The sequence below is a fragment of the Roseivirga sp. YIW32 genome (genome assembly GCF_057219245.1).
This window is the reverse complement of record NZ_JBXVVG010000002.1, coordinates 270145-291502: the sequence shown is the minus strand read 5'-3', so window position 1 is coordinate 291502 and position 21358 is coordinate 270145. Positions and strand designations below refer to the sequence as shown.

General features: G+C 43.6%; 16 protein-coding genes and 1 riboswitch. Of the genes, 5 read left to right on the top strand and 11 right to left on the bottom strand.

All coding sequences use genetic code 11. The features are described 5' to 3' along the window. Positions 1 to 173: 173 nt before the first annotated feature. The 4 genes from AC2D6U_RS10060 to AC2D6U_RS10045 form a co-directional block, all read right to left on the bottom strand. Positions 174 to 1310: a formimidoylglutamase gene (locus AC2D6U_RS10060; protein ID WP_484720852.1), complete on the bottom strand. Its 1137-nt coding sequence runs from the start codon at positions 1308 to 1310 to the stop codon at positions 174 to 176. A gap of 186 nt (positions 1311 to 1496) precedes the next feature. Further along, on the bottom strand, positions 1497 to 2801 hold the full coding sequence (nqrF, locus tag AC2D6U_RS10055) for an NADH:ubiquinone reductase (Na(+)-transporting) subunit F (RefSeq protein WP_484720851.1): 1305 nt from the start codon (positions 2799 to 2801) through the stop codon (positions 1497 to 1499). Between the two features lie 127 nt (positions 2802 to 2928). Next, positions 2929 to 4206, bottom strand: coding sequence for a homoserine dehydrogenase (locus AC2D6U_RS10050; RefSeq protein ID WP_484720850.1), 1278 nt, complete (start codon positions 4204 to 4206; stop codon positions 2929 to 2931). Beyond that, positions 4203 to 5276, bottom strand: a complete 1074-nt coding sequence (locus AC2D6U_RS10045; RefSeq protein ID WP_484720849.1) for a homoserine O-acetyltransferase family protein — start codon at positions 5274 to 5276, stop codon at positions 4203 to 4205. Before AC2D6U_RS10045 ends, AC2D6U_RS10050 begins: the two co-directional genes overlap by 4 nt. Positions 5277 to 5418: 142 nt before the next feature. Next, positions 5419 to 5544: riboswitch (SAM riboswitch) on the bottom strand. 271 nt (positions 5545 to 5815) lie between these two features. Between AC2D6U_RS10045 and AC2D6U_RS10040 the strand changes: the two genes are divergently transcribed. Further along, entirely contained in the window at positions 5816 to 6442 is a 627-nt protein-coding gene (locus AC2D6U_RS10040; RefSeq protein ID WP_484720848.1) for a hypothetical protein, read from the top strand. A 477-nt stretch (positions 6443 to 6919) separates the two neighbouring features. Here AC2D6U_RS10040 and accD read toward each other — a convergent pair whose 3' ends face one another. Further along, positions 6920 to 7759 carry an acetyl-CoA carboxylase, carboxyltransferase subunit beta gene (gene accD, locus AC2D6U_RS10035; protein ID WP_484720847.1) on the bottom strand — a complete coding sequence of 280 codons (840 nt, stop codon included), beginning with the start codon at positions 7757 to 7759 and terminating at the stop codon, positions 6920 to 6922. Positions 7760 to 7908: 149 nt separating this feature from the next. On the opposite strand from accD, the gene AC2D6U_RS10030 reads away from it, so the two are divergent. Together AC2D6U_RS10030 and AC2D6U_RS10025 are read left to right on the top strand one after the other, a co-directional pair. Further along, complete coding sequence (locus AC2D6U_RS10030) at positions 7909 to 8517, top strand: TetR/AcrR family transcriptional regulator (protein ID WP_484720846.1); 609 nt, start codon at positions 7909 to 7911, stop codon at positions 8515 to 8517. Positions 8518 to 8522: 5 nt separating this feature from the next. Then, positions 8523 to 9590 carry a 3-oxoacyl-ACP synthase III family protein gene (locus tag AC2D6U_RS10025; RefSeq protein WP_484720845.1) on the top strand — a complete coding sequence of 356 codons (1068 nt, stop codon included), beginning with the start codon at positions 8523 to 8525 and terminating at the stop codon, positions 9588 to 9590. A gap of 350 nt (positions 9591 to 9940) precedes the next feature. On the opposite strand, the gene AC2D6U_RS10020 is transcribed toward AC2D6U_RS10025, so the two are convergent. The 3 genes from AC2D6U_RS10020 to carB form a co-directional block, all read right to left on the bottom strand. Next, positions 9941 to 10591, bottom strand: a complete 651-nt coding sequence (locus tag AC2D6U_RS10020) for a hypothetical protein (protein WP_484720844.1) — start codon at positions 10589 to 10591, stop codon at positions 9941 to 9943. A 140-nt stretch (positions 10592 to 10731) separates the two neighbouring features. After that, a complete protein-coding gene (locus AC2D6U_RS10015; RefSeq protein ID WP_484720843.1) occupies positions 10732 to 10983 on the bottom strand; it encodes a DUF4834 family protein in 252 nt (83 codons plus the stop codon). 5 nt (positions 10984 to 10988) lie between these two features. After that, entirely contained in the window at positions 10989 to 13802 is a 2814-nt protein-coding gene (carB, locus tag AC2D6U_RS10010; protein WP_484720842.1) for a carbamoyl-phosphate synthase large subunit, read from the bottom strand. 189 nt (positions 13803 to 13991) lie between these two features. On the opposite strand from carB, the gene AC2D6U_RS10005 reads away from it, so the two are divergent. Beyond that, on the top strand, positions 13992 to 14402 hold the full coding sequence (locus tag AC2D6U_RS10005; protein ID WP_484720841.1) for a hypothetical protein: 411 nt from the start codon (positions 13992 to 13994) through the stop codon (positions 14400 to 14402). A gap of 327 nt (positions 14403 to 14729) precedes the next feature. Here the strand turns inward: AC2D6U_RS10005 and lpdA are convergent, their stop codons facing one another. Genes lpdA through AC2D6U_RS09990 form a run of 3 tightly spaced genes read right to left on the bottom strand, consistent with a single transcriptional unit; the run spans position 14730 to position 20457 of the window. Beyond that, entirely contained in the window at positions 14730 to 16130 is a 1401-nt protein-coding gene (gene lpdA / locus AC2D6U_RS10000; RefSeq protein ID WP_484720840.1) for a dihydrolipoyl dehydrogenase, read from the bottom strand. 37 nt (positions 16131 to 16167) lie between these two features. Then, positions 16168 to 17712: a 2-oxoglutarate dehydrogenase complex dihydrolipoyllysine-residue succinyltransferase gene (odhB, locus tag AC2D6U_RS09995; protein WP_484720839.1), complete on the bottom strand. Its 1545-nt coding sequence runs from the start codon at positions 17710 to 17712 to the stop codon at positions 16168 to 16170. Positions 17713 to 17724: 12 nt separating this feature from the next. After that, a complete protein-coding gene (locus AC2D6U_RS09990) occupies positions 17725 to 20457 on the bottom strand; it encodes a 2-oxoglutarate dehydrogenase E1 component (RefSeq protein WP_484720838.1) in 2733 nt (910 codons plus the stop codon). Positions 20458 to 20707: 250 nt separating this feature from the next. Between AC2D6U_RS09990 and AC2D6U_RS09985 the strand changes: the two genes are divergently transcribed. After that, entirely contained in the window at positions 20708 to 21358 is a 651-nt protein-coding gene (locus tag AC2D6U_RS09985) for a 30S ribosomal protein S16 (RefSeq protein WP_484720837.1), read from the top strand.

The following is a 21358-nucleotide window of genomic DNA, read 5'->3' as shown; positions in this document are numbered from 1 at the left end:
GTATTCATTATGTTAATCGATAAGATGACAAATCTCATTTATTAATGACCCAGTAGTAAAGCCCTTATCACTAACGGTGGTGGGGCTTTCTCGTTTTTATAAGGTTCTATGCAGGCCTCAGTGTAGGATTCTTATACCAATAGATAAGGAAACAAGTCCAGAATGCCTCGGGCTTATATCAGTTTACCCTGTGCTTTGATCCAGCGTTCCGGAAAATCGCCATGAGTGGCAGCAGTGTAATCTTCATAGCTGCAAGGAATGTACGCCCTGTCGAGCATGCCCTCACCGTAATTCACCAGCATCCACCATTTTTCTGACCGATTGCTTTTGTAGAAGGTCATGGTATCGTCACTTCCCTCAAAGCTAACCGTGTACTTAGTGTAATTTGATGAGTTGAACTGTCCGGTGTCTTTGCGGTGATAATAGCCTTCGATGAAGTACCAGATCATTGTCGCTAGAATGGTGGCAGTCTTTTCATGTTGATCGTCGAGACTCGGGTTGTACTCTGAAAGACTGATGCTGCTCATTTTTTCATTCATCCCCGCGTACCACATGAGCTGACATGCTTCCTCACCCGTTAAACCGAATGGTTCTGCCTTGGCATTTCCAGGAGCATCTGCGCTTTTAATGGCCGAGACATCAAAGGTTAACATATTGGCCATTCGAATGATCGGTTCTGCGAGTTGTATGTTGTCGCGGAGTTCGCCCAACCGCAATGCTTCAAAGTAAAGTTTTTGAATGGCCGAGAGAGCATCGGCCTCAACCAAGTATTGTTGATGCGCCAGGTGGTTATAGCTAAACAGAAAATTCGGCTTGTGCGTGATGAGCTTTGATAAGAAGGTCTCATTATGATCTCCCTGTATCTCAACATCCATTCGTGCGTCAACGGTTAGCACTGAAATGAGTTCCTCGGCTTGTTGGTATGCCAGGTACTGACCAAGGCAAAGGTCGTGGGTTCCTCCAATAATGAGTGGCACCACTTTATGTGCACGTAGGTATTCACAAACCTCTGTCAATCGAGCAACGGTGTCATCATAAGCTTCACCATTTTGAAGATTCCCCAGGTCTGCCAACTTGAGTTGCACATGACTTTTTTTCAATCGATAGAGTTTTTCTCTGATCTTCTGCGCCGCTTTGGCAACGCCGAGGTTAATTTGTGTTCCTCTTTCTTCAGTTAACCCAACGATGGCAAGGTCCATTTTTTCGATCTCCAGGCTGTCGTCGGTAAGGGATTTAATGCTTTTGCCTAAGGCAGATTGCGGAAGCCCTTCAATCTCTGCTGGTGCTTGGAAGAAAAGTTTGAGATTCATATGCTAAAGATAGATTGAATGCTTGAATTGGCAAGACCTTGTGGCTTGACGAGAACTAGCTTGTTTGAACTGCAGGCTACTCGTTTCATTCAGTTCACAGTCCCAACTCTGTGAAGTTGAAAATAAAAAACCCTGCTTCCGATAGTTCGAAAACAGGGTCTTTTAACTTTTTAGGTCTTTAGCCTTTTATCCTCCAAAGTCATCAAAGGATACGTTCTCATCCGGCACACCCCAATCTTCACACATCTTCAAAACAGCTGCGTTCATCATTGGAGGGCCACAGAAATAAAATTCGATGTCTTCCGGAGCGTCATGTTTGCTTAGGTATTGGTCGATCACCGCTTGGTGCACAAAACCTAAGAAGCCATCTCCATCTTTATCATTGATGTCTTTCTTCTCTTTCCAGTTATCTTCTGGCAATGGCTCAGAAAGCACTAGATGGAAGCTAAAGTTCGGGAATTCTTTTTCGATCTTACGGAAATCCTCCAAGTAGAAGAGTTCTCTTTTCGAACGACCACCATACCAATAAGATACTTTTCTACCTGTTTTCAAGGTGTGGAACAGGTGGAACAAGTGTGATCTCATCGGTGCCATTCCTGCACCACCCCCAATGTAAAGCATTTCTGCCTCTGTTGGCTTGATGAAGAATTCGCCGTAAGGTCCTGATATGGTTACTTTATCACCTGGTTTTCTTGTAAAGACATAAGAGGAACAGATACCAGGATTCACGTCCATCCACTTGTTATTGGCTCTATCCCATGGTGGAGTCGCAATACGGATGTTCAACATGATGATATTACCTTCTGCAGGGTGGTTGGCCATAGAGTATGCTCTAAAGATCTCCTCATCATTGACCATCTTGAGGTCCCACAAGTTGAATTTATCCCAATCTTCTTTGAATTTGTCTGGACCGGCAGGATCCTCAGGATGAGGCTCGATGTCCATGTCTTTGAAATCGCACACTACTGGTGGCACATCCACTTGAATGTAGCCTCCTGCTTCGAAGTCAAGCGATTCGCCTTCAGGCAAACGCACAACAAATTCTTTAATGAACGATGCCACATTGTAGTTAGAAACCACTTCGCACTCCCATTTTTTGATACCAAAGATCTCTTCCGGAATATTAATGCGCATGTCATTTTTCACTTTTACCTGGCAGGAAAGACGAACGCCTTCTTTTTGCTCAGAGCGGCTCAAGTGACCAACTTCTGTCGGTAGTACATCGCCACCGCCTTCGTTGATGGTACATTTGCACATGGCACAAGTACCTCCACCACCGCAAGCCGATGGCAAGAAAATCTTTTGGGAGGATAGCGTATTCAACAAGGTTGAACCTGCTGAGGTTACGATTGGGTTGTCTTCATCTCCGTTCACAATGATCTTTACATCGCCAGATTGCACAAGCTTTGATTGTGCATAAAGAAGAATGAGCACTAGCAACAATATGACTACTGCGAAGGCAACAACTGAAGTAATAATTACAGATGACATCAATAATCTTTTTTTTCAGACAAACTGACCTGAAAATCAGGCCTTTTCTTAGGGCTACAAATATATTTACTAAAAGCTTAAATCAGTAAGAGAACGACAAAAAAAGGTCGGTTGAATGTCAATAAGCTTAAACGCTGATTTTCTCGAGTACATTCTTGCCTTTTTGGAGCGCTATTACATCCTCCTGAAGTAAACCAACACTTAATCTCCCGAGCGTTTCCCGAGGTTCTTTTGGCGTCAAAACGATATTCACATCGGCATTGTTTTGCCAATTTCCTTCTACGATTTTTTCAAGGCAAAGTTCGCCGATCACATGGCTTTGTTCAAAGCTAAAACGTCTTTCCGATATGCTTTCAAATAGATGAAGATCGATCGCTTTTGGATTATTGAAACGGACATAGGCTTCGACCAAGGATTCGTTTGAGAATTGTTCGACTGGCAGACTGCGTCTTTTTTTGTATTCGTACTGATAATCATAACTCAAGGCCGACACGTCGGATAAGACGGCAGCTCCGGTTGGCAAACTACCTGCTCCTTTACCGATAAAGCGCTGTTCATCACAAAACTCACCGATTAAGCTAAGGGCATTGAATTCGTCTCTGACGTTAAGGAGACTGTGCGATTGATGAACAAATTGAGGCAAAACGAACGCAAAGACTTTGTTGCCTACTTTTCTGGCTGTGGCAAATAATTTGATTTCCAAATCATTGGCCCGTGCATAGTCGAGGTCATAGGCTGAGATTCGGTCGATGCCTAGCGTTAAAATGTCCTCAGGATGAACAAAGAGGCCAAAGGCATGGGCCAGTAAAATCACCAGTTTGTATTTTGCGTCTTCACCCTGTACATCAAGTCGAGGATCAGATTCTGCAAATCCCAAGGCTTGTGCTTTTTCCAAAGCAAGACCATAGGGTAGGTGCTGCGTGAAGACTTGCGTGAGAATGTAATTGGTCGAACCGTTCACAATACCCTGGAGGGCATTTAGGGGTTCATGACCAAAGTACTCTTCCAGGGTGCGAATGATGGGAATACTCCCGCATGCGGCGCCCTCATATAAAAGGGCCTTTCCGGTCTCCTCTTGCACCTTGACGAGCTCTTCAAGATGATTGGCGATCATTTTTTTGTTAGCCGAAACGACAGATTTTCCGTTTCGCAATGCTTGAATGACAAGCTCTTTCGCTACGGTAGCATCATCGATCAATTCGACAATGATGTCAATTTCTGGGTCTTTGATCAAGTCGCTCGGGTCTGTGGTGAACAGATGTTGGGGTAAGCTCCGATTTTTCTCAGGGTGCTTGATGCAGATTTGTTTGATCTCTCCTGAGAAATTGGTTGAATTGGTAATGGTTTCATATAGGCCTTGACCGACACAGCCAAAACCGAAAAGTCCTATAGTGAGTGATTTCATATCGTTTCTTGTGTTAGAAATTGTTGTAAATGATGGCTAATGGTGGTGGTTTCAATTAAAAAACCATCGTGGCCATAGTCAGAGGGGATGAGTTGATAGTTGGCATTGGAGATCATCTCGGCTAAAGCGTGTACTTCTTCCTTGTTAAAAAGCAGATCGCTTTCAATCGCTAAAACCAAGGTGTTTGCCTGAATGCGCCGAAGTGCTTGTTCAATGCCGCCTCGGTTGCGCCCAACATCGTGGGTGTCCATGGCCTTATTGAGCGTGTAATAGGTTCGTGCATCAAAGCGTTTGTTTAATTTTTCTCCTTGGTAGCGTTGGTAGCTTTCCGCTTTGTATTGATCTAAGCGGTTAGGCTCATCGACTTGAGAAGCATCAAAGCAGGTTTTCGATCGATAGGTCACCATCGCCATGGCGCGTGCCGCCTCTAATCCTTTCCAGCCGCCCTTAGGGGAGGAAGAGTAAAAGGAAGGGTCGGCTTCAATCGCCATCCGTTGCGCGGCTCGAATGCCTATGCCCCAACTTGAGCTTTTTGCTCCACAGGCCACAATTGCCAGCCGCTGAAAGAGTTGGGGTTCAGCGATCGCCCATTCCATCAGCTGTTGTCCGCCCATGGAGCCGCCGATGCCGAGGTAAATGCTCTCAATTTGTAAATGCGACTGCAACAGCTGATGGGTCTTGACCATGTCGCGAATGGTCAATAATGGAAAGTCATTCAGGTAGCGTTCTCCCGTCTCCGGATTAAAATCAAGTGGTCCGGTTGACCCATAGCATGAACCAATGATGTTGGCACAAACGATAAAGTGTTCCGAGGGATTGATGAGGTCATGGTTTCCGATGAGTCCTGGCCACCATTCCAAAGGGTTACTATTGGCTGTGAGGGCATGAAATACCCAGACCACATTGTCTCTGGTGGCATTTAATTCACCAAAGGTTTGGTAGCCAATCCGAATTTCCGGTAGGCAGCCACCAGACTCTAATTCAAAGGGTTGGTTATGGAAGTAATACGTTAATCTGTCGCCTGTTGCCTGAAAGTGGGCATCAGCAACGAATGCATTCGTTCTAAGCATGTTAAGATCGTTTGATGAAAAAAAGAAAAAGGGTGTGCTTGGACAACTTCTCAAGTTGTTTAGCAACAAAGGATCAACGGCTTAGCAACAGCTAGCTGAAAAATGATCTGACGAAATGTGTAAAATGATTCTCATGATAATCAATTTATATTCTCCCGAATGCCACTCGACACCCATTAGGGATCAGGATTTAGCACCGTTTCCCGATGGATCGGGATGGGTTGCTAGCGCTTCAAAGAGCCTGTCTCTCCACGCTTCTTTATAAATCGCTTCAAATTCCGAAGAAGGAATAAGAATGACTTGATGCTACAAACGTAGCGGGTTGAATCGATGATTCAAATTGAAGTTGTTAATATTTTTTACGTTAGAGTTGTCAGGAACATCAAAGGCTGAATAAATACAATTCAAGACTAATATTTGATAAGTTATAGTTCTTGTGATAAAAACTCTTCTCTGAGCTGCATAAGACTATCAATATATATACTTAAAAAATTATAAAAAATCATTGATTAATATTTATAATAGTATTAAAATCAAATATGAAAACACACATATTACCGGTAATTCTAGTTCTAGGAATTTGGAGTTGTCAAGAGCCAGATGAACTGCCTTTAGTTCAGGAACAATATGATTTTTTTCAACTGGTAGAGGAAGGATTAGACTTCGCTGCAAATGATTTAAGATCTAAAGGTATGTATTTAAACGATCTAGAAGCTATCATGCAATCCTTTGATGAGTTTCTGACGGAGACAATTGATATAGGGGATAATAATTTGTTGATCTCAAGTAGTACTTCAAATTCAGAATTGACCCCAGAATTAAGTCAGTTTATCGAACGAACTGAGCTTGATTTAGAAGATATCATAGTATCAGCAAATTCTTATGCTGAGATGGAGCAATTAATTTATCATTATGTTGACCGAACTAAGGAAGGATTGAATTCAGAGGAATTAAGTGTATTAATTCTTACAACTCATTTAGAATTGATTTATACGCGGTTCATTATTCAAAACGCTGACTTACTTGAATTTTCAAATCACCAGGGATCTAGTCATTCTGGTATATACTACCAGAAATCTGAAATTGAAGAATGGGGTTGGTCTAAACTAAAAAAGTGGGCTAAATGTGCTGTAGGGGTTGTTTCAGGCACAGACGGGAACGGTTAGTGGTTGTGTAGGTGTTGGAGGGTTAGCTTTTCAGATTTCAGGAGGAGTGGCAACTTTACCGGTTTCTAGGGAAGCAGCAATAATGGGCTGTCCTGTGGGTGGAGTTCTTGGGGGATTAGCAGGTGCCGGTATAGGTGCAGTTAACGGTGGATGTTTTGACTAAAATTATACCAAAATGAAATTTTTTAATTTGTTTAGTAAAAAATGGTTCAGGGCTTTGGTTGCCCTTAGTATAATTATCTTGAGTTACATTTGTGTGGTGAATCTGCTGAATGTTTTCTATTTCAAATCTGCAACAGACCCACTTCAAGTAAACATAATTGTCGTTTCAAGCATAATTTTGATTCCTTGCCTTATTGGATCAGCAGTGTTTCTCTATAAGACTAGGGTTTTAAATAAGGATTAATAACAAATTCAGAAGAATTCTCATGTGACTTGCATTTGAGAATTCTTCCTTTTCTTGGGAGCTAATTTCAATTATTCAAGCATCTTCAACAAGGTGCTGAGCTTATGCTTTAGGTTTCTTCTGTCAACGATAAAATCCAAGAACCCATGGTCCAAGACGAATTCCGAACTTTGGAAGCCTTTGGGAAGGTCTTTGCCCACTGTATCTCTAATGACGCGAGGTCCTGCAAAACCGATCAATGCACCGGGTTCGGCAATGTTGAAATCACCAAGCATGGCATATGAGGCGGTCACACCACCTGTAGTTGGGTCGGTGAGTAAAGAAATGTAAGGAATGCCTTCCTGGCCAAGCAAGGCTAATTTCGCTGAGGCTTTTCCAAGCTGCATCAACGAATAGCCCGCCTCCATCATGCGCGCTCCTCCTGATTTCGAAATCATCAAGAAAGGCGTTTTGGTTTTACGTGCATGGTCGATGGCTCTACCAATTTTTTCGCCGACCACTGATCCCATAGAGCCACCAATGAAGGCGAAATCCATACAAGCAATAACGATGTCCACGCCGTTCATTTTGCCATACGCTGATCTTACGGCATCCTTCAGTTTGGTTTTTTCTGTAGTGGCTATGATGCGTTTAGGATAAGGTTTAGAGTCCACAAAGTTGAGTGGGTCGGCAGAAGTCATGTTGGCGTCGAGCTCTGTGAATTTATTATTGTCAAACAAGATCTCGAAATACTCTTTTGATCCAATGCGCACATGAAAGCCATCTTCAGGGCTTACATAGGCGTTGTTTTTTAATTCTCGCGTATGAACGATTGAACCATTAGGCGTTTTGTACCACAAGCCATCAGGAGCATCCTTCTTTTGATCGGTGGGTGTGGTAATGCCTTTTACTTTTCTCTGAAACCAACTCATGTCTCGCTTTTCAAATCAGTAGAGAACAAAAATAGGTCAAATCTTTTCCACTGCCAACACGAATGATTTTCATCCTTCGGTATAAGGTGTTGAACTTATTTTAAAAATGACTTGAAAGAGAACGGATCACTGCGTTACTTTAATGCGGAATGAACGTTCATTCCGTTTTGAAGAATCAAATGGTCGATACCAAACAAGACAAAAAAACAGTGATACTGGAGGCTACCTTGCACTTATTGAGCGAGCATGGCTTTCATGGCACGCCCATCTCTTTGATTGCAGAACGTGCTGGGGTAGGAGCTGGAACGATCTATCGCTACTTCCAAAACAAGGAAGAATTGATCAATGAGCTTTTTACAGAAATCAAACGGCGAGTAATTCGTGCGATGCTCAAGGACTACCGAGAAGAAGGGACATTCAAAGAGCGATTTAAGCATCTCTGGAAGAACCTGATCAATTACTGTATCAGTCATCCGATGGAGTTTCATTTTGTTGAGCAGTATCGTTACGCGCCATTCATGAAGTACACAACAAGAGAAGAAACCTACCTTATTCTTGCTCCTATCATGCAGTTCTTCATTGAATCCAAGCGAGCCAAGGCGATGAGAGACTTGCCTCTCTTTACCATTATTGCGCTTTTGTATGGACCTATTGTTTCTCTTTCAAAACTTCATATTGACAGTAACCAAACCCTTACAGAGGAAAAAATTGAGCAAGCTGCTGAGGCTTGCTGGGACGCAGTTTCCTATAAAGAATAAGAAAAATGACTGGAGTAGTTTTTGACGGAATTGGCAGCTATGTGCCGCCACGAGTTGTAAAGAATGAAGATTTCATGGATGCTGAGTTTTATCAGGAAAACGGGGAGCGGTTTCCTGATGAGAATGCAGTCATCATCAGAAAGTTTGAAAAGATCACGGGCATAAAGGAAAGGCGGTATGCTGAGCCGGGGCAATCTTGTTCAGATCTGGCCGCTTTGGCGGCAGCTGATGCCTTAAAGAACAGTAGTTTAAGCGGAGAAGACTTAGATTACATCATCGTTGCGCATAATTTCGGCAACATCAATTGGGAGGACAACCGCATCGACATGATGCCGAGCTTGGCCGCCCGTGTTAAGCATAAATTAGGCATCAAAAACCCAAATGCAACCTGTTATGACATCATTTTTGGTTGTCCGGGCTGGTTGCAAGGCGCCATTCAGGCCACACAGATGATCCGCTGTGGTGATGCCAAGGCGGTGATGGTGATCGGTGCCGAAACGCTTTCGAACATTGTCGACAAATACGATCGCGATGCAATGATCTTCTCAGATGGTGCCGGTGCGACTATTTTTAGGGCTTCTGATTCTGAGAACGGGTATCTCTCACAGTGTTCTCGCACAGATGCCGATCAAGAACTCTCTTATTTGGAGATGGGCCCCTCTTTTAATCCGAATCTGGAGAAGTCAAAGGGAAGATTCATCAAAATGAAAGGGCGTAAGATCTATGAGTATGCATTGACTGAAGTGGCTGCGGCCATCAAGTGTGCAATTGATAAAGCCAACCTTGACTTGTCAGACATCAAGAAAGTGTTGATTCACCAAGCGAATGCAAAGATGGACGAAGCCATTCTGTTGAAGTTATTCAAGATCTATGGCGTCGATAAAGATCCCTTAGAGCTGATGCCGATGACCATCGAAAAGCTTGGGAATAGTTCCGTTGCGACCATCCCTACCATGCTGGACCTGATCACAAAAGGAGAATTGACCGGACATGAATTAAACAAAGGAGATAAGGTGATTTTTGCTTCAGTTGGCGCAGGCATGCACATTAATGCCATGGTGTTTGAGATGTAATTCATGGTTTCACTCAAATTGAAGCCATGAATTATCCAGGGGCCATAAAAAAAGCCATCCGCGAAGAGGGCTTTTTTTCTGACAATTTTTTTCTTTCAAAATAGGGAAAGTAAAGCAAAAAGCACTGTAGCTATAAAGTGCAGCCCAATTTGAATGTTGATATTCGAATTTTTCTTTTTCCCGTATTTTGTCATAATCAAGATGAAAAGGCACAACCCTAAAAGTACTAGTACGATAATGTTGATCGTCGTATCGCTAATTTGTGAGGCGAACGGAAAAACTGATCCAACAAAGTACACTACTAAGGCGATCATGAGAAGTAACCAATACGTTTTCATTAATTTCAAAATTTATTTTTTCGTTTTTCTCGCTTCAATACATTTTTCGTATTCGCTTTCTGCTCTATCAATACAAATCAAGCCATCGGCCGCTACGGTAGCACCGCAAAGAAAGTAACCCCAACCAGTACGTAGAGTTGGTAAACATAGTACAAGACCAACCAATGCATCTTGATCACAATCGCTAAATGCCCTTTTTCTTGCCTCTTCGCAATATCCATCTGTATTCTCGGAATAATTTATGGATTCTTCACTAATCGCCTGAACAGCTGTTGAGAAGACTTCATATTTCTTTATAGGATCAAGGGTATTTAGCCATGGCAATTCTAGCTGAAGTTGTGTAAGGTAATATTCGTTTTGTTGAAGCAATAAAAATGCTTCTTCTGCATTCATGAAATAATTCTTTAAGACTTGAATGACTTCCTCCTTGTTTCTAAAATGATCATAATCGGTTTTAGCCACTTTGATTCCATTTATTCTTCTCAAACTGAGTAATTGATGTGTTGTAGTTAAATAATTTTTGAAATACCCAGACTCAATAATGTCAATGTGAGTTCCTTCTACTGACAAATACTTAGGGCTTAGAGCTTCATTTTGATCATTGCAAGATGCTATTAAAACTAATAATAGACTTATGCAGATAAGTTTTGTGTGATGTTTCATGTGTATGTTATTTAAAATATTGTATTATTCATATCAATTTAAAAAAAATTCACAAAAACAATTTACGATGGCTTTTTTTTAGCTAAAAAAAGCCATCTCGAACATTCGGGATGGCTTAAACTTTATTGTTCTGATATTGATCAATCTACTTCCTCATAATCTACGTAGTCACCTCCTTTGAAGTTTTCAGAAGACTTCTTGTTCTTGTGCTGAGGAGACACACGTACGTTCACATTCCCATCAGTGGGCTGGCGGTAGCTCGTGTTTCGTTGTTGTTGAAACTCTTGTTGCTGCCGTTGTGCCTGCTTGACCAAATTCCCTAAGAAGAACCGTGCGGCTCCTCTAAGAATCCAGATGCCAACAAATATGAAAAGTGCTACTTTTAATAACATGCAATTTATCTACTTAAGTACAGGTTCCTCTTTGAGTAAATATCGAGGAAGTAATCGTCCATCAGGTCGTCGATATAGTAGATCGCCTCTCCTGTGGACTTCATCTCTGGCCCTAATTCCTTATTTACATTCGGGAACTTGTGGAACGAAAACACTGGTTCTTTGATCGCGTACCCTTTTTTCACAGGTTTGAAATCGAAATCTTTTAATTTCTTTTCTCCCAACATGACCTTGGTCGCGTAGTTCACATAAGGTTCCTGATAGGCCTTACCTATAAATGGAACGGTACGAGAGGCTCTTGGGTTCGCTTCGATGATATAAACTTTGTCATCTTTAATCGCAAACTGTATGTTGATGAGCCCCACCGTTTTCAATGCCAAGGCAATTTTCTTGGTATGTGCCTCGATCTGGCGGATAACGAAATCGCCCAAGCTGTAGGGAGGCAATACCGCATAAGAGTCTCCAGAGTGAATTCCTGCCGGTTCTACATGTTCCATGATACCAATGATATAAACATCCTCACCATCACAGATGGCATCGGCTTCCGCTTCGATGGCATTTTCTAAGAAGTGATCAAGTAAGACCCTATTCCCAGGAATGTCTTTCAAAATGTTGACCACATGTTCTTCCAGCTCCTGCTCATTGATGACGATCTTCATGCTTTGTCCACCCAATACGTAGGAAGGACGGACGAGCAGCGGAAACCCGAGTTCTTTGGAAAGGTCAATGGCCTCTTCCGCATCTTCGATCACACCGAATTTCGGATAAGGGATGTCGTTTTCAGCCAAAAGTGTCGAGAACCTACCTCTGTCTTCTGCCAAATCGAGGGCCTCATAGCTTGTACCGATGATCTTGATGCCATAACGATCGAGTTTTTCAGCCAGTTTCAAAGCTGTTTGCCCACCCAATTGAACAATGACACCGACCGGGTCTTCGTGAAGGATAATGTCATAAATGTGCTCCCAAAAGACGGGTTCGAAATAGAGCTTGTCGGCTGTGTCAAAGTCGGTAGAGACCGTCTCCGGATTACAGTTGATCATGATGGTCTCATAACCACACTCTTTAGCCGCATACAAACCATGCACGCAGCAGTAATCAAATTCAATTCCTTGGCCAATGCGGTTCGGTCCTGAACCCAGAACGATGACTTTCTTTTTATCTGAACGAACGGATTCGTTTTCTTGATCGAATGTAGAATAATAGTAAGGTGTTTGTGCTTCAAATTCAGCGGCACAAGTATCCACCATTTTGTAGACGCGCTGAATGCCTAAATCGTGGCGCTTATTAAAGACCTTGCTTTCCAAACATCCTAGCAAGTGTGCGATCTGACGATCAGCATAACCTTTTTCTTTTGCTTTTCTCAGCAAGGGCTCTTCGATGGTGTCGATCGTGAATTGTTCTATCTCGTTTTCCAGTTCGATCAACTCTTCGATCTGTTGTAAGAACCATTTGTCGATCTTCGTTTTCTTCTGGATCGTATTGAATGCAATACCCAGTTTAAAGGCATCGTAGATATGGAACAAGCGGTTCCAACTTGGATTTTCCAAACTATGCAACAGCGCTGCTTGGTCTTTCAATTCTTTACCATCTGCACCGAGCCCGTTTCTTTTGATCTCCAATGATTGACAGGCTTTTTGAAGCGCCTCCTGGAAGTTTCGGCCAATGCCCATGGCTTCACCCACAGACTTCATTTGTAAACCAAGCTTTCGATCAGAACCTTTGAATTTATCGAAGTTCCAGCGTGGTACTTTTACGATGACATAATCCAACGCCGGTTCAAAGAAGGCAGAGGTGGTTTTGGTGATCTGGTTGTTGAGCTCATCTAAATTGTATCCGATGGCTAGCTTAGCAGCTATTTTTGCAATAGGGTACCCTGTGGCTTTAGAGGCTAAAGCTGATGAACGAGAAACTCGAGGGTTGATCTCGATTCCGATGATCTCATCATTGTCAGGGTTCACTGCGAACTGCACATTACAACCGCCAGCAAATTGACCAATACCGTGAATCATTTTGATAGAGAGGTCGCGCATGGCCTGATAAACAGTATCGGGCAAGGTCATTGCCGGAGCCACGGTGATCGAATCACCAGTATGCACGCCCATGGGATCGAAATTTTCAATAGAACAGATGATGATGACATTGCCAATATTGTCTCTAATCAGTTCTACCTCGTATTCTTTCCAGCCAAGGATACTTTGTTCAACCAATACTTCGTGAATCGGAGAAGCTTGAAGACCTCTTTCTAAGGCGACATCAAATTCATCCTGTGAATTCACAAATCCACCACCATAGCCACCGAGCGTATACGAAGGTCGGATGACGAGCGGAAAGCCAATTTCTTGAGCGATTTCTTTTCCCTTTAAGAACGAGGTTGCAGTTTCACCTTTACAGACATTGACCCCGATCTCGATCATTTTTTGCCTGAATTTTTCTCGGTCTTCGGTAGTTTCAATGGCGTCAATGTCGACCCCAATGATGCGGACTCCGAATTTTTCCCATATTCCGGCTTTGTCGCAGTCGATGGCAAGGTTGAGCGCCGTTTGACCACCCATTGTTGGCAGCACAGCATCGATCTTATGTGCTTTTAGAATTTCAACGATCGATTTTTTGGTGAGTGGCTTCAGGTAAACGTTATCAGCCGTCACCGGATCGGTCATAATGGTTGCCGGATTCGAATTGATCAAGGTGACTTCAATGCCTTCTTCTCTTAACGAGCGAGAGGCTTGAGACCCGGAATAATCAAACTCACAGGCTTGACCAATAATGATAGGTCCGCTACCTATGATGAGTACGGACTTGATGCTGTTGTCTTTTGGCATAATTGAAATGGAAGATCGACTTATTGACTTAGGTCTAAATTGGGGCAAAGTTATGGTATTCGTCCAACAATCAAAACTTCAATTCCCTAATCACGAAATCTTTGCGGCGGCCATTCAAAATCCATCGTCCACCGGGTCATAAAAAGAAAATTTGTGTATTTTCAACAGACGAACTAAGTATATTCAAACATGAAGAGAGTATCCAAACAAATGAAGACTGCGGCCTTAATGTTCGCTACCCTATTTTTTATCGCTAGTTGTGCCGCTTCTGGCTCAGGCACAACGGCAAAAGCAAAAAAGAAAGCGTATGATCCAACAGGAAGTTGGGAATATTATGTGGACACCCCTGATGGAGGAAGTGGAGGTACGATGACGATCTCGGGTTCACCGGGTGCTTATACGGGTACTTTGTCCACCGATCAGTTCGGTACCTTGGAGTTAATGGGAGTAGATGTGGTCGATACGAACATGACGGCTTCTATAGAAGTGATGGGGACCGGCGCTGACATCGAAGTGGCCTTTGACGGGGATACGTTTTCCGGGGTCGTTTATTTAGGTGAGGATGCTTTTCCGATGGAAGGAAAAAGAACAAGCAAATAATTGATTGACCAACGATAAAAGCATAAGCCAGTCGTAATTGATTGGCTTTTTTTATGGCCTAATGTCAACCGTCGACCTGTACCTAAATCGCCTATATCACAATGAGGATGCCTAATGCTAGGCCAATAATTGCCGATATATTTCTTATTGATTTCATGAGTTAAAATTTAGCCAACACGTTCCTACGAGTTGTTGTTCATGATAAAGTTCAGAAAGATATCGCCTGCAAACATTGGTAAATGACTCAATTTGGGCTATAGGTCATTTACTTAGGAAACAAAAAAAGGCCTCTTTGTGGCCTTTTTTTGTTTCAATTCCGATGTGAAGCTAAATGTGTAAGGCTCTATTGTCAGTTGCGGCCAAGCAAGCTTCTTTGAACGCTTCTGTGTAAGTTGGGTGCGCGTGAGACATCCGTGCAATGTCCTCGGCGCTGGCTCGGTATTCCATGGCCACAACGGCTTCGGCTATCATGTCAGCAGTTCTGGGACCAATCATATGTACCCCAAGAATCTCATCGGTACTTTTATCAGCAAGTACTTTGACCACACCATCAGTATCCATCGATGCTCTTGCCCTGCCCGAAGCCTTGAAAGGGAAAGATCCTGTTTTGTAGGCAACGCCGGCTTCTTTCAGTTGCTCTTCTGTTTTACCCACAGAAGCGACTTCTGGCCATGTGTATACCACGCCAGGAATGAGATTGTAGTCGATGTGGGGCTTTTGGCCTGATATTACTTCGGCAACAAATGATCCTTCTTCTTCCGCTTTGTGTGCCAACATGGCCCCTTTGATGACATCACCAATGGCGTAAATAGAATCAACCGCCGTCTGGAGGTGTTCGTTGACCTCAATTCTTCCTCTATCATCCGTGCTGATGCCAACGTTTTCCAATCCTAAACCTTCGGTATATGGCTTTCTGCCGATGGAGACTAGGCAGTAATCCCCTTTAATATCGATAGTTTCGCCTTTCTTGTTCTCAGCTTTGACCGAGACTGTTTTGGCTGTACTTTTTACTTCCGTCACCTTATGGCCTAAATAGAAATTGAAGCCTAATTTCTTCAATGATTTCTTAAGCTCTTTGCCCATGGTTTTGTCCATTGATGGGATGATCTCGTCCATGAATTCGACGACGGATACTTCTGCCCCTAATCGACCATAAACGGAACCTAGCTCCATGCCAATGACACCTCCACCAATTATGATCATGTGCTTAGGGATTTCTTTCAGCTCCAAAGCTTCCGTTGAGGTGATCACTCTTTTCTTGTCAATGGTAATAAAGGGGAGAGAGGCAGGTTTTGAACCCGTTGCAAGGATGACCTTTTCGGTTTCAAGCTGGGTCTCTTTGCCCTCTTTATCAGTTATTTTGATGTTGTTTTTATCAATGAATGACCCTAAGCCTGTATGAACGTCGATCTTGTTTTTCTTCATCAAGAAAGCAATGCCATTGACGTTGTCATTGACAACACCACGCTTACGCTCGATCATTTGGTCAAAGTTAACCTTTAGGTCTTTCAACTCAATACCGTGCGTTTCGAAGGTATGTGCGGCATTGTGGTAATGCTCTGAAGAATCGAGTAGTGCTTTCGACGGGATACAACCAACATTGAGGCATGTGCCACCCAGGGTGTCATACTTTTCAATGATCGCAGTTTTCATACCCAATTGAGCACAACGAATAGCGGCAACATAACCACCAGGACCAGAACCAATTACTGTTACATCGTATTTCATCTTATTCGTATTTAGAATTGCGTATTGAGTAGTGCGATTATATTCCTAACAAAAGTCTAGTGGGGTCTTCGAGAAGCTCTTTTACCCGTACCAGGAAGCTGACAGACTCACGGCCGTCGACAATTCTGTGGTCATAGGATAAGGCTACGTACATGATGGGAAGGATTTTTACTTCACCATTTACGGCCATAGGTCTTTCCACGATGTTGTGCATGCCCAAAATGGCCGATTGAGGAGCGTTGATGATTGGCGTCGACAGCATCGATCCGAAGATACCACCATTGGTAATGGTGAATGTTCCGCCAGTCATTTCATCAATAGAGAGTTTACCGTCTCGTGCTTTTGTGGCCAATCGGACTACTTCTTTTTCGATCTGCTCGAAACTCATCGATTCTGCATTGCGGATCACAGGAACCATTAATCCTTTAGGAGCGGAAACCGCAATGGATACATCAGCAAAATCGCTATACACGATCTCATCTCCCTCAATACGAGCATTGACGGCAGGCCACTCGGCTAAGGCCATGGTCACGGCTTTGGTAAAGAACGACATAAAGCCCAAGTTCACTTCGTATTTGTCTTTGAAACGCTCTTTGTATTTTTTTCTCAGTTCCATGATCGGTGCCATGTTGACCTCGTTGAATGTGGTCAGCATAGCAGTTTCGTTTTTCACCGAAACCAGTCGTCGGGAAACCGTTTTTCTTAAAGAAGACATCTTCTCCTTGCGTTCGTTTCGGCTGCCTGGAGCTTGAATCTGCTGAGGCTCGTCCTTCGTCTCTTGTTTAGCTGAGGTTGCAGGTTTGCTGCTTTTTTGCGCTTTTTCAGCATCTTCTTTCGTGATGCGCCCATCGACGCCGGTGCCTTTCACCTCTTTAGGGTCAATACCTTTTTCTGCTAGAATTTTGGCAGCAGCGGGTGATGCGTGACCTGACGCGTAGGTTTCGTTCGCCGAAGAGGTACTCGTTGACGCACTCTCCTGGGTGCTTGGTTTACTGCTTGTTTCAGCTGGGGCACCGCCCTCCATCACCTCGATCTTACAAATCAAGGCGCCAATTTCAAGGGTGTCGCCTTCTTGCGCTTCAATGCGCAAGATGCCATTGGCTTCGGCAGGCAGCTCGAAAGTCGCTTTGTCAGAATCTACTTCTGCGATGACTTCGTCGAGTTCAACGTAATCGCCATCTTCTTTTAGCCAGGTAGAGAGGGTCACTTCGGTGATCGATTCGCCGACAGTTGGTACGATCATTTCTTTGATCTCCCCAGTAGATTTGGGCCCTTCACTCTTTTGGTCCTGGCCTTTGCTCTCTTCTGATTTAGTTGGCTGGTCTTGCTTCGGTTGGTCGGCAGCAGCCGATTCATCGATCTCGCAGATGACATCACCGATAGCGAGAGTATCGCCTTCTTCGGCTTTGATATGAAGCGTTCCTGCCGCTTCCGCGTTTAATTCGAATGTGGCCTTATCTGATTCCAGCTCACAAATGACCTCATCCATTTCAACCTGTTCGCCTTCTTTTTTGAACCATTGGGCGATGGTTACTTCAGTGATCGATTCACCAACGGTAGGTACTTTGATTTCCAAACTCATAGCTTTATTGATTTACGCGAAAGCGTTATTGATGATTTCTTCTTGTTCTTTGTTGTGTACTTTGGCATAACCCGTTGCCGGGGATGCACTGGCTTTTCTTGACACGAGCTTAAATGATTTACTTGGATAAGCTCTTAAGATGTAGCTCCAATAGCCCATGTTTTCCGGCTCTTCTTGACACCAGACCAGTTCAGGCGAATTAAATTGACTTAGTAATTCGTCTACTTGCTTTGTTGGGAACGGATGGAGTTGTTCAATTCTCACCAGAGCCACGTCGTTGCGTTTGTCTTTCTCTTTTCTTTCCAGCAGGTCGTAATACACCTTTCCAGAACAGAGAATCACTTTTTTCACCTTTTTAGTATCGGTAACTTCGTCAGCGATGACTTCTTTGAACCTACCAGTTGTGAAATCTGCTATTGGTGACATCACCTTAGGGTGTCTCAACAGAGACTTTGGTGACATGATGACCAGCGGTTTTCTGAATTCCCAGGCCAACTGTCGTCTAAAGGCATGGAATAGGTTTGCCGGAGTGGTAATATTGGCAACAACCATATTGTATTCGGCACAGAGTTGAAGGTACCGTTCCGGTCGAGCGTTAGAATGCTCAGGCCCCTGTCCTTCATATCCATGAGGCAATAAGAGAACAAGACCGTTCATTCGCTGCCATTTGGTTTCTGAACATGATACGAACTGATCGACCATTACTTGTGCTCCATTGGCAAAATCACCAAACTGAGCCTCCCAAATGGTCAAGGCATTTGGATTGGCCAAAGCATATCCAAATTCAAATCCCATTACACCAAATTCAGATAGCAGTGAGTTGTAGATCTCAAATGGATATTTGCTTTCTAGCGAATTCAAGCTGTTGTAGGCTTCGTTCGTATTGGCATCGCGCAAGACAGCATGGCGATGGCTAAAAGTGCCTCGCTGCACATCTTGTCCTGAAATTCTCACCTTTTTATCGTCTAGCATTAAGGATCCATAGGCCAGTAATTCTCCGGCCGCCCAGTTCAAGGATTTGTCTTTGAAGAACATGTCCTTGCGCTGTTTCAATTGCTTTTCGATCTGTTTGATCGGTTTAAAACCTTCAGGTAATGAGGTCAGTGCTTTGGCTACCTGATCCACCACCTTTTGAGAAACACCAGTTTCAGGGGACTGGTGAAAATCGTCCGGAGTAGATCGTCTTAAGGTTCTCCAGGCTTCTTCCAAGGGTTGGTAGGTATATGGCAGTGGCGTCTCTTTGACCATGTTCAAACGGTCTTGAAGAAGCGCACGGAACTCTTTGTCCATTTTCTTAGCAAGCTGGCCTTCGATCTCACCTTTTTCTATCAACTTCTTATTATAGACCTCTCTCGGGTTGGCATGTTTCGATATGATATTATAGAGCGACGGTTGCGTGAACTTAGGTTCATCGCTTTCGTTGTGGCCATGGCGCCTGTAGCATACCATGTCAACAAATATGTCGTCTCCAAATTTCTGTCTGTATTCAGTGGCAAATTGAACGCAGAAAACAACAGCCTCCGGATCATCGCCATTCACGTGCAATACGGGAGCATCGATCATTTTAGCCACATCGGTGCTATAGATAGAGGATCTGGCGTCATCAAAGTCAGTTGTAAAGCCAACCTGGTTATTGATCACAAAATGAATGGTTCCGCCCGTCTTGTAGCCATCGAGCTGGCTCATTTGTGTTACTTCATAAACAATGCCTTGACCGGCCACGGCAGCATCGCCATGTATCAGGATGGGGAGTACCTTAGATCGGTCGCGGTTGTATTCTTCATCACCTTTTGCTCTCACAAATCCTTCAACCACAGGATTGACGGCTTCGAGGTGAGAAGGGTTAGGTGCGAGTTTCACTTCTACTGTTTTACCTGATTGCGTTTCGATCTGACTTGAAAAACCCAAGTGGTACTTCACGTCACCATCTCCCATCGTGAGGTCAGGTGTTGCACCTCCCTCAAATTCATTGAAGATTTGCTCATAGGTTTTCCCCATGATATTGGCCAGCACATTTAATCGACCCCTATGGGCCATACCGATCATGACCTCTTCCACGCCAAGTTCGGCACCTTTATTAATGATGGCATCGAGTGCAGGGATGGTGGTTTCGCCACCCTCAAGAGAAAAACGTTTTTGTCCGAGGTATTTGGTGTGCAGAAAGTTTTCAAAAACAACCGCTTCGTTGAGCTTGCTTAAAATTCGCTTGCGTTGCTCAGTGCTTGGGTTGAATGCCATGGCATCTTTTTCAATGCGCTGCTGAAGCCAAGCGAGTTTTTCCGGATTACGGACATAGAGGTATTCAAAACCAACAGTTCCTTCATAGATATACTTAAGGGTATCTATGATTTTTTGGAGGCTTGCTTTGCCAATGCCCAATTCATTTCCTGCAGCGAATTCTGTTTGAAGATCGCCTTTGCTTAAGCCAAAATCTTCCAGGTCTAAGATGGGCTTTCTATCTTTCCGTTCTCGCACTGGGTTCGTTTTGGAGCGAAGGTGTGCTCTAGATCGATAAGCGTGGATTAGCTTTTGTACCTGAACTTCTTTGGCAGAGATGCCCCCTTTGGCTGGACTGGCGGTCGCCTGTCCATTGGGGAGCATTGGGAATTTTTCCTGCGCGAAATCAAAACCCTCAAAGAATTTTTTCCACCCTTCATCGACTGACTCAGGATCAGCGGTGTATTGCTGATACATGGATTCAAGTGCTTTGGGGTCGGCGTTGCTGATATACGTATAATTGTCCATAAATGCCACGAACTAAATGTAGTACAAATGTAAATGGAATGTTTTAGATATAATAATTGTATATGCGGTTATACAAATAGAATAGAAAAACCATCTTCTGTTACTGCTTTTCTCCATTTGGTGAGTCGGTTTGAAATTATTTAGGGTGACGAGGCGTATAAATAAAAATTCAATTATCTTTGCAGTCCTTTTTCAGGACGTGTTCCTAGAAGAAGAGAGGACGTGATCCTCATTAACCATACTTATAACAATGGCAGTAAAAATTAGATTGGCCAGAAGAGGCCGCAAAAAAAGAGCGATGTACGATGTAGTCATCGCAGACGCTAGAGCACCACGGGATGGTCGCTTTATTGAAAAGATCGGTACATATAACCCTAATGTGGATCCTGCAGCTATCAAAATTGATAACGACAGAGCATTCAAATGGTTAATGGACGGTGCCCAACCAACAGATACGGTAAAAGCAATGCTTTCGTACAGAGGGTTGATGTTAAAGAAACACCTTCAAATTGGTGTGATCAAAGGCGCTATGACGCAAGAAGAAGCGGATAAGAAATTTGAAGCATGGCTTGCTGATAAGGATGCGAAGATCGCAGGCAAAGCAGACAGACTTGCGAAAGACAAGGAAGCTGCTAGAAAAGCGAGGCTAGATGCCGAAGCAAAAGTAAGCGCAGCGAGAGCTGAAGCACTTGCTGCTAAGAAGGCAGAATTGGAAGCGGCAAACGCTCCAGTTGTAGAAGAGGAAGCAGCACCAGAAGCTGAAGCTTCGGAAGAAACAGTGGAAGAAGTAGCAGCTCCAGCAGCGGAAGCTACTGAAGAAGGGCCAGAAGCAGCAGCGGAAGAGGCGGCTCCGGCAACGGAAGAAGCTCCAGCTGAAGAAGAGTCTAAGAAAGAAGACTAA

Bases quoted from the DNA above. Each gene is read 5' to 3' on its own strand.
- AC2D6U_RS10045 (WP_484720849.1), bottom strand. From the start codon at position 5,276: ATGCTTAGAACGAATGCATTCGTTGCTGATGCCCACTTTCAGGCAACA.
- nqrF (WP_484720851.1), bottom strand. From the start codon at position 2,801: ATGTCATCTGTAATTATTACTTCAGTTGTTGCCTTCGCAGTAGTCATA.
- AC2D6U_RS09990 (WP_484720838.1), bottom strand. From the start codon at position 20,457: ATGGACAATTATACGTATATCAGCAACGCCGACCCCAAAGCACTTGAA.
- AC2D6U_RS10025 (WP_484720845.1), top strand. From the start codon at position 8,523: ATGACTGGAGTAGTTTTTGACGGAATTGGCAGCTATGTGCCGCCACGA.
- AC2D6U_RS10020 (WP_484720844.1), bottom strand. From the start codon at position 10,591: ATGAAACATCACACAAAACTTATCTGCATAAGTCTATTATTAGTTTTA.
- AC2D6U_RS10060 (WP_484720852.1), bottom strand. From the start codon at position 1,310: ATGAATCTCAAACTTTTCTTCCAAGCACCAGCAGAGATTGAAGGGCTT.
- lpdA (WP_484720840.1), bottom strand. From the start codon at position 16,130: ATGAAATACGATGTAACAGTAATTGGTTCTGGTCCTGGTGGTTATGTT.
- accD (WP_484720847.1), bottom strand. From the start codon at position 7,759: ATGAGTTGGTTTCAGAGAAAAGTAAAAGGCATTACCACACCCACCGAT.
- odhB (WP_484720839.1), bottom strand. From the start codon at position 17,712: ATGAGTTTGGAAATCAAAGTACCTACCGTTGGTGAATCGATCACTGAA.
- AC2D6U_RS10015 (WP_484720843.1), bottom strand. From the start codon at position 10,983: ATGTTATTAAAAGTAGCACTTTTCATATTTGTTGGCATCTGGATTCTT.
- carB (WP_484720842.1), bottom strand. From the start codon at position 13,802: ATGCCAAAAGACAACAGCATCAAGTCCGTACTCATCATAGGTAGCGGA.
- AC2D6U_RS09985 (WP_484720837.1), top strand. From the start codon at position 20,708: ATGGCAGTAAAAATTAGATTGGCCAGAAGAGGCCGCAAAAAAAGAGCG.
- AC2D6U_RS10050 (WP_484720850.1), bottom strand. From the start codon at position 4,206: ATGAAATCACTCACTATAGGACTTTTCGGTTTTGGCTGTGTCGGTCAA.
- AC2D6U_RS10030 (WP_484720846.1), top strand. From the start codon at position 7,909: ATGAACGTTCATTCCGTTTTGAAGAATCAAATGGTCGATACCAAACAA.
- AC2D6U_RS10040 (WP_484720848.1), top strand. From the start codon at position 5,816: ATGAAAACACACATATTACCGGTAATTCTAGTTCTAGGAATTTGGAGT.
- AC2D6U_RS10005 (WP_484720841.1), top strand. From the start codon at position 13,992: ATGAAGAGAGTATCCAAACAAATGAAGACTGCGGCCTTAATGTTCGCT.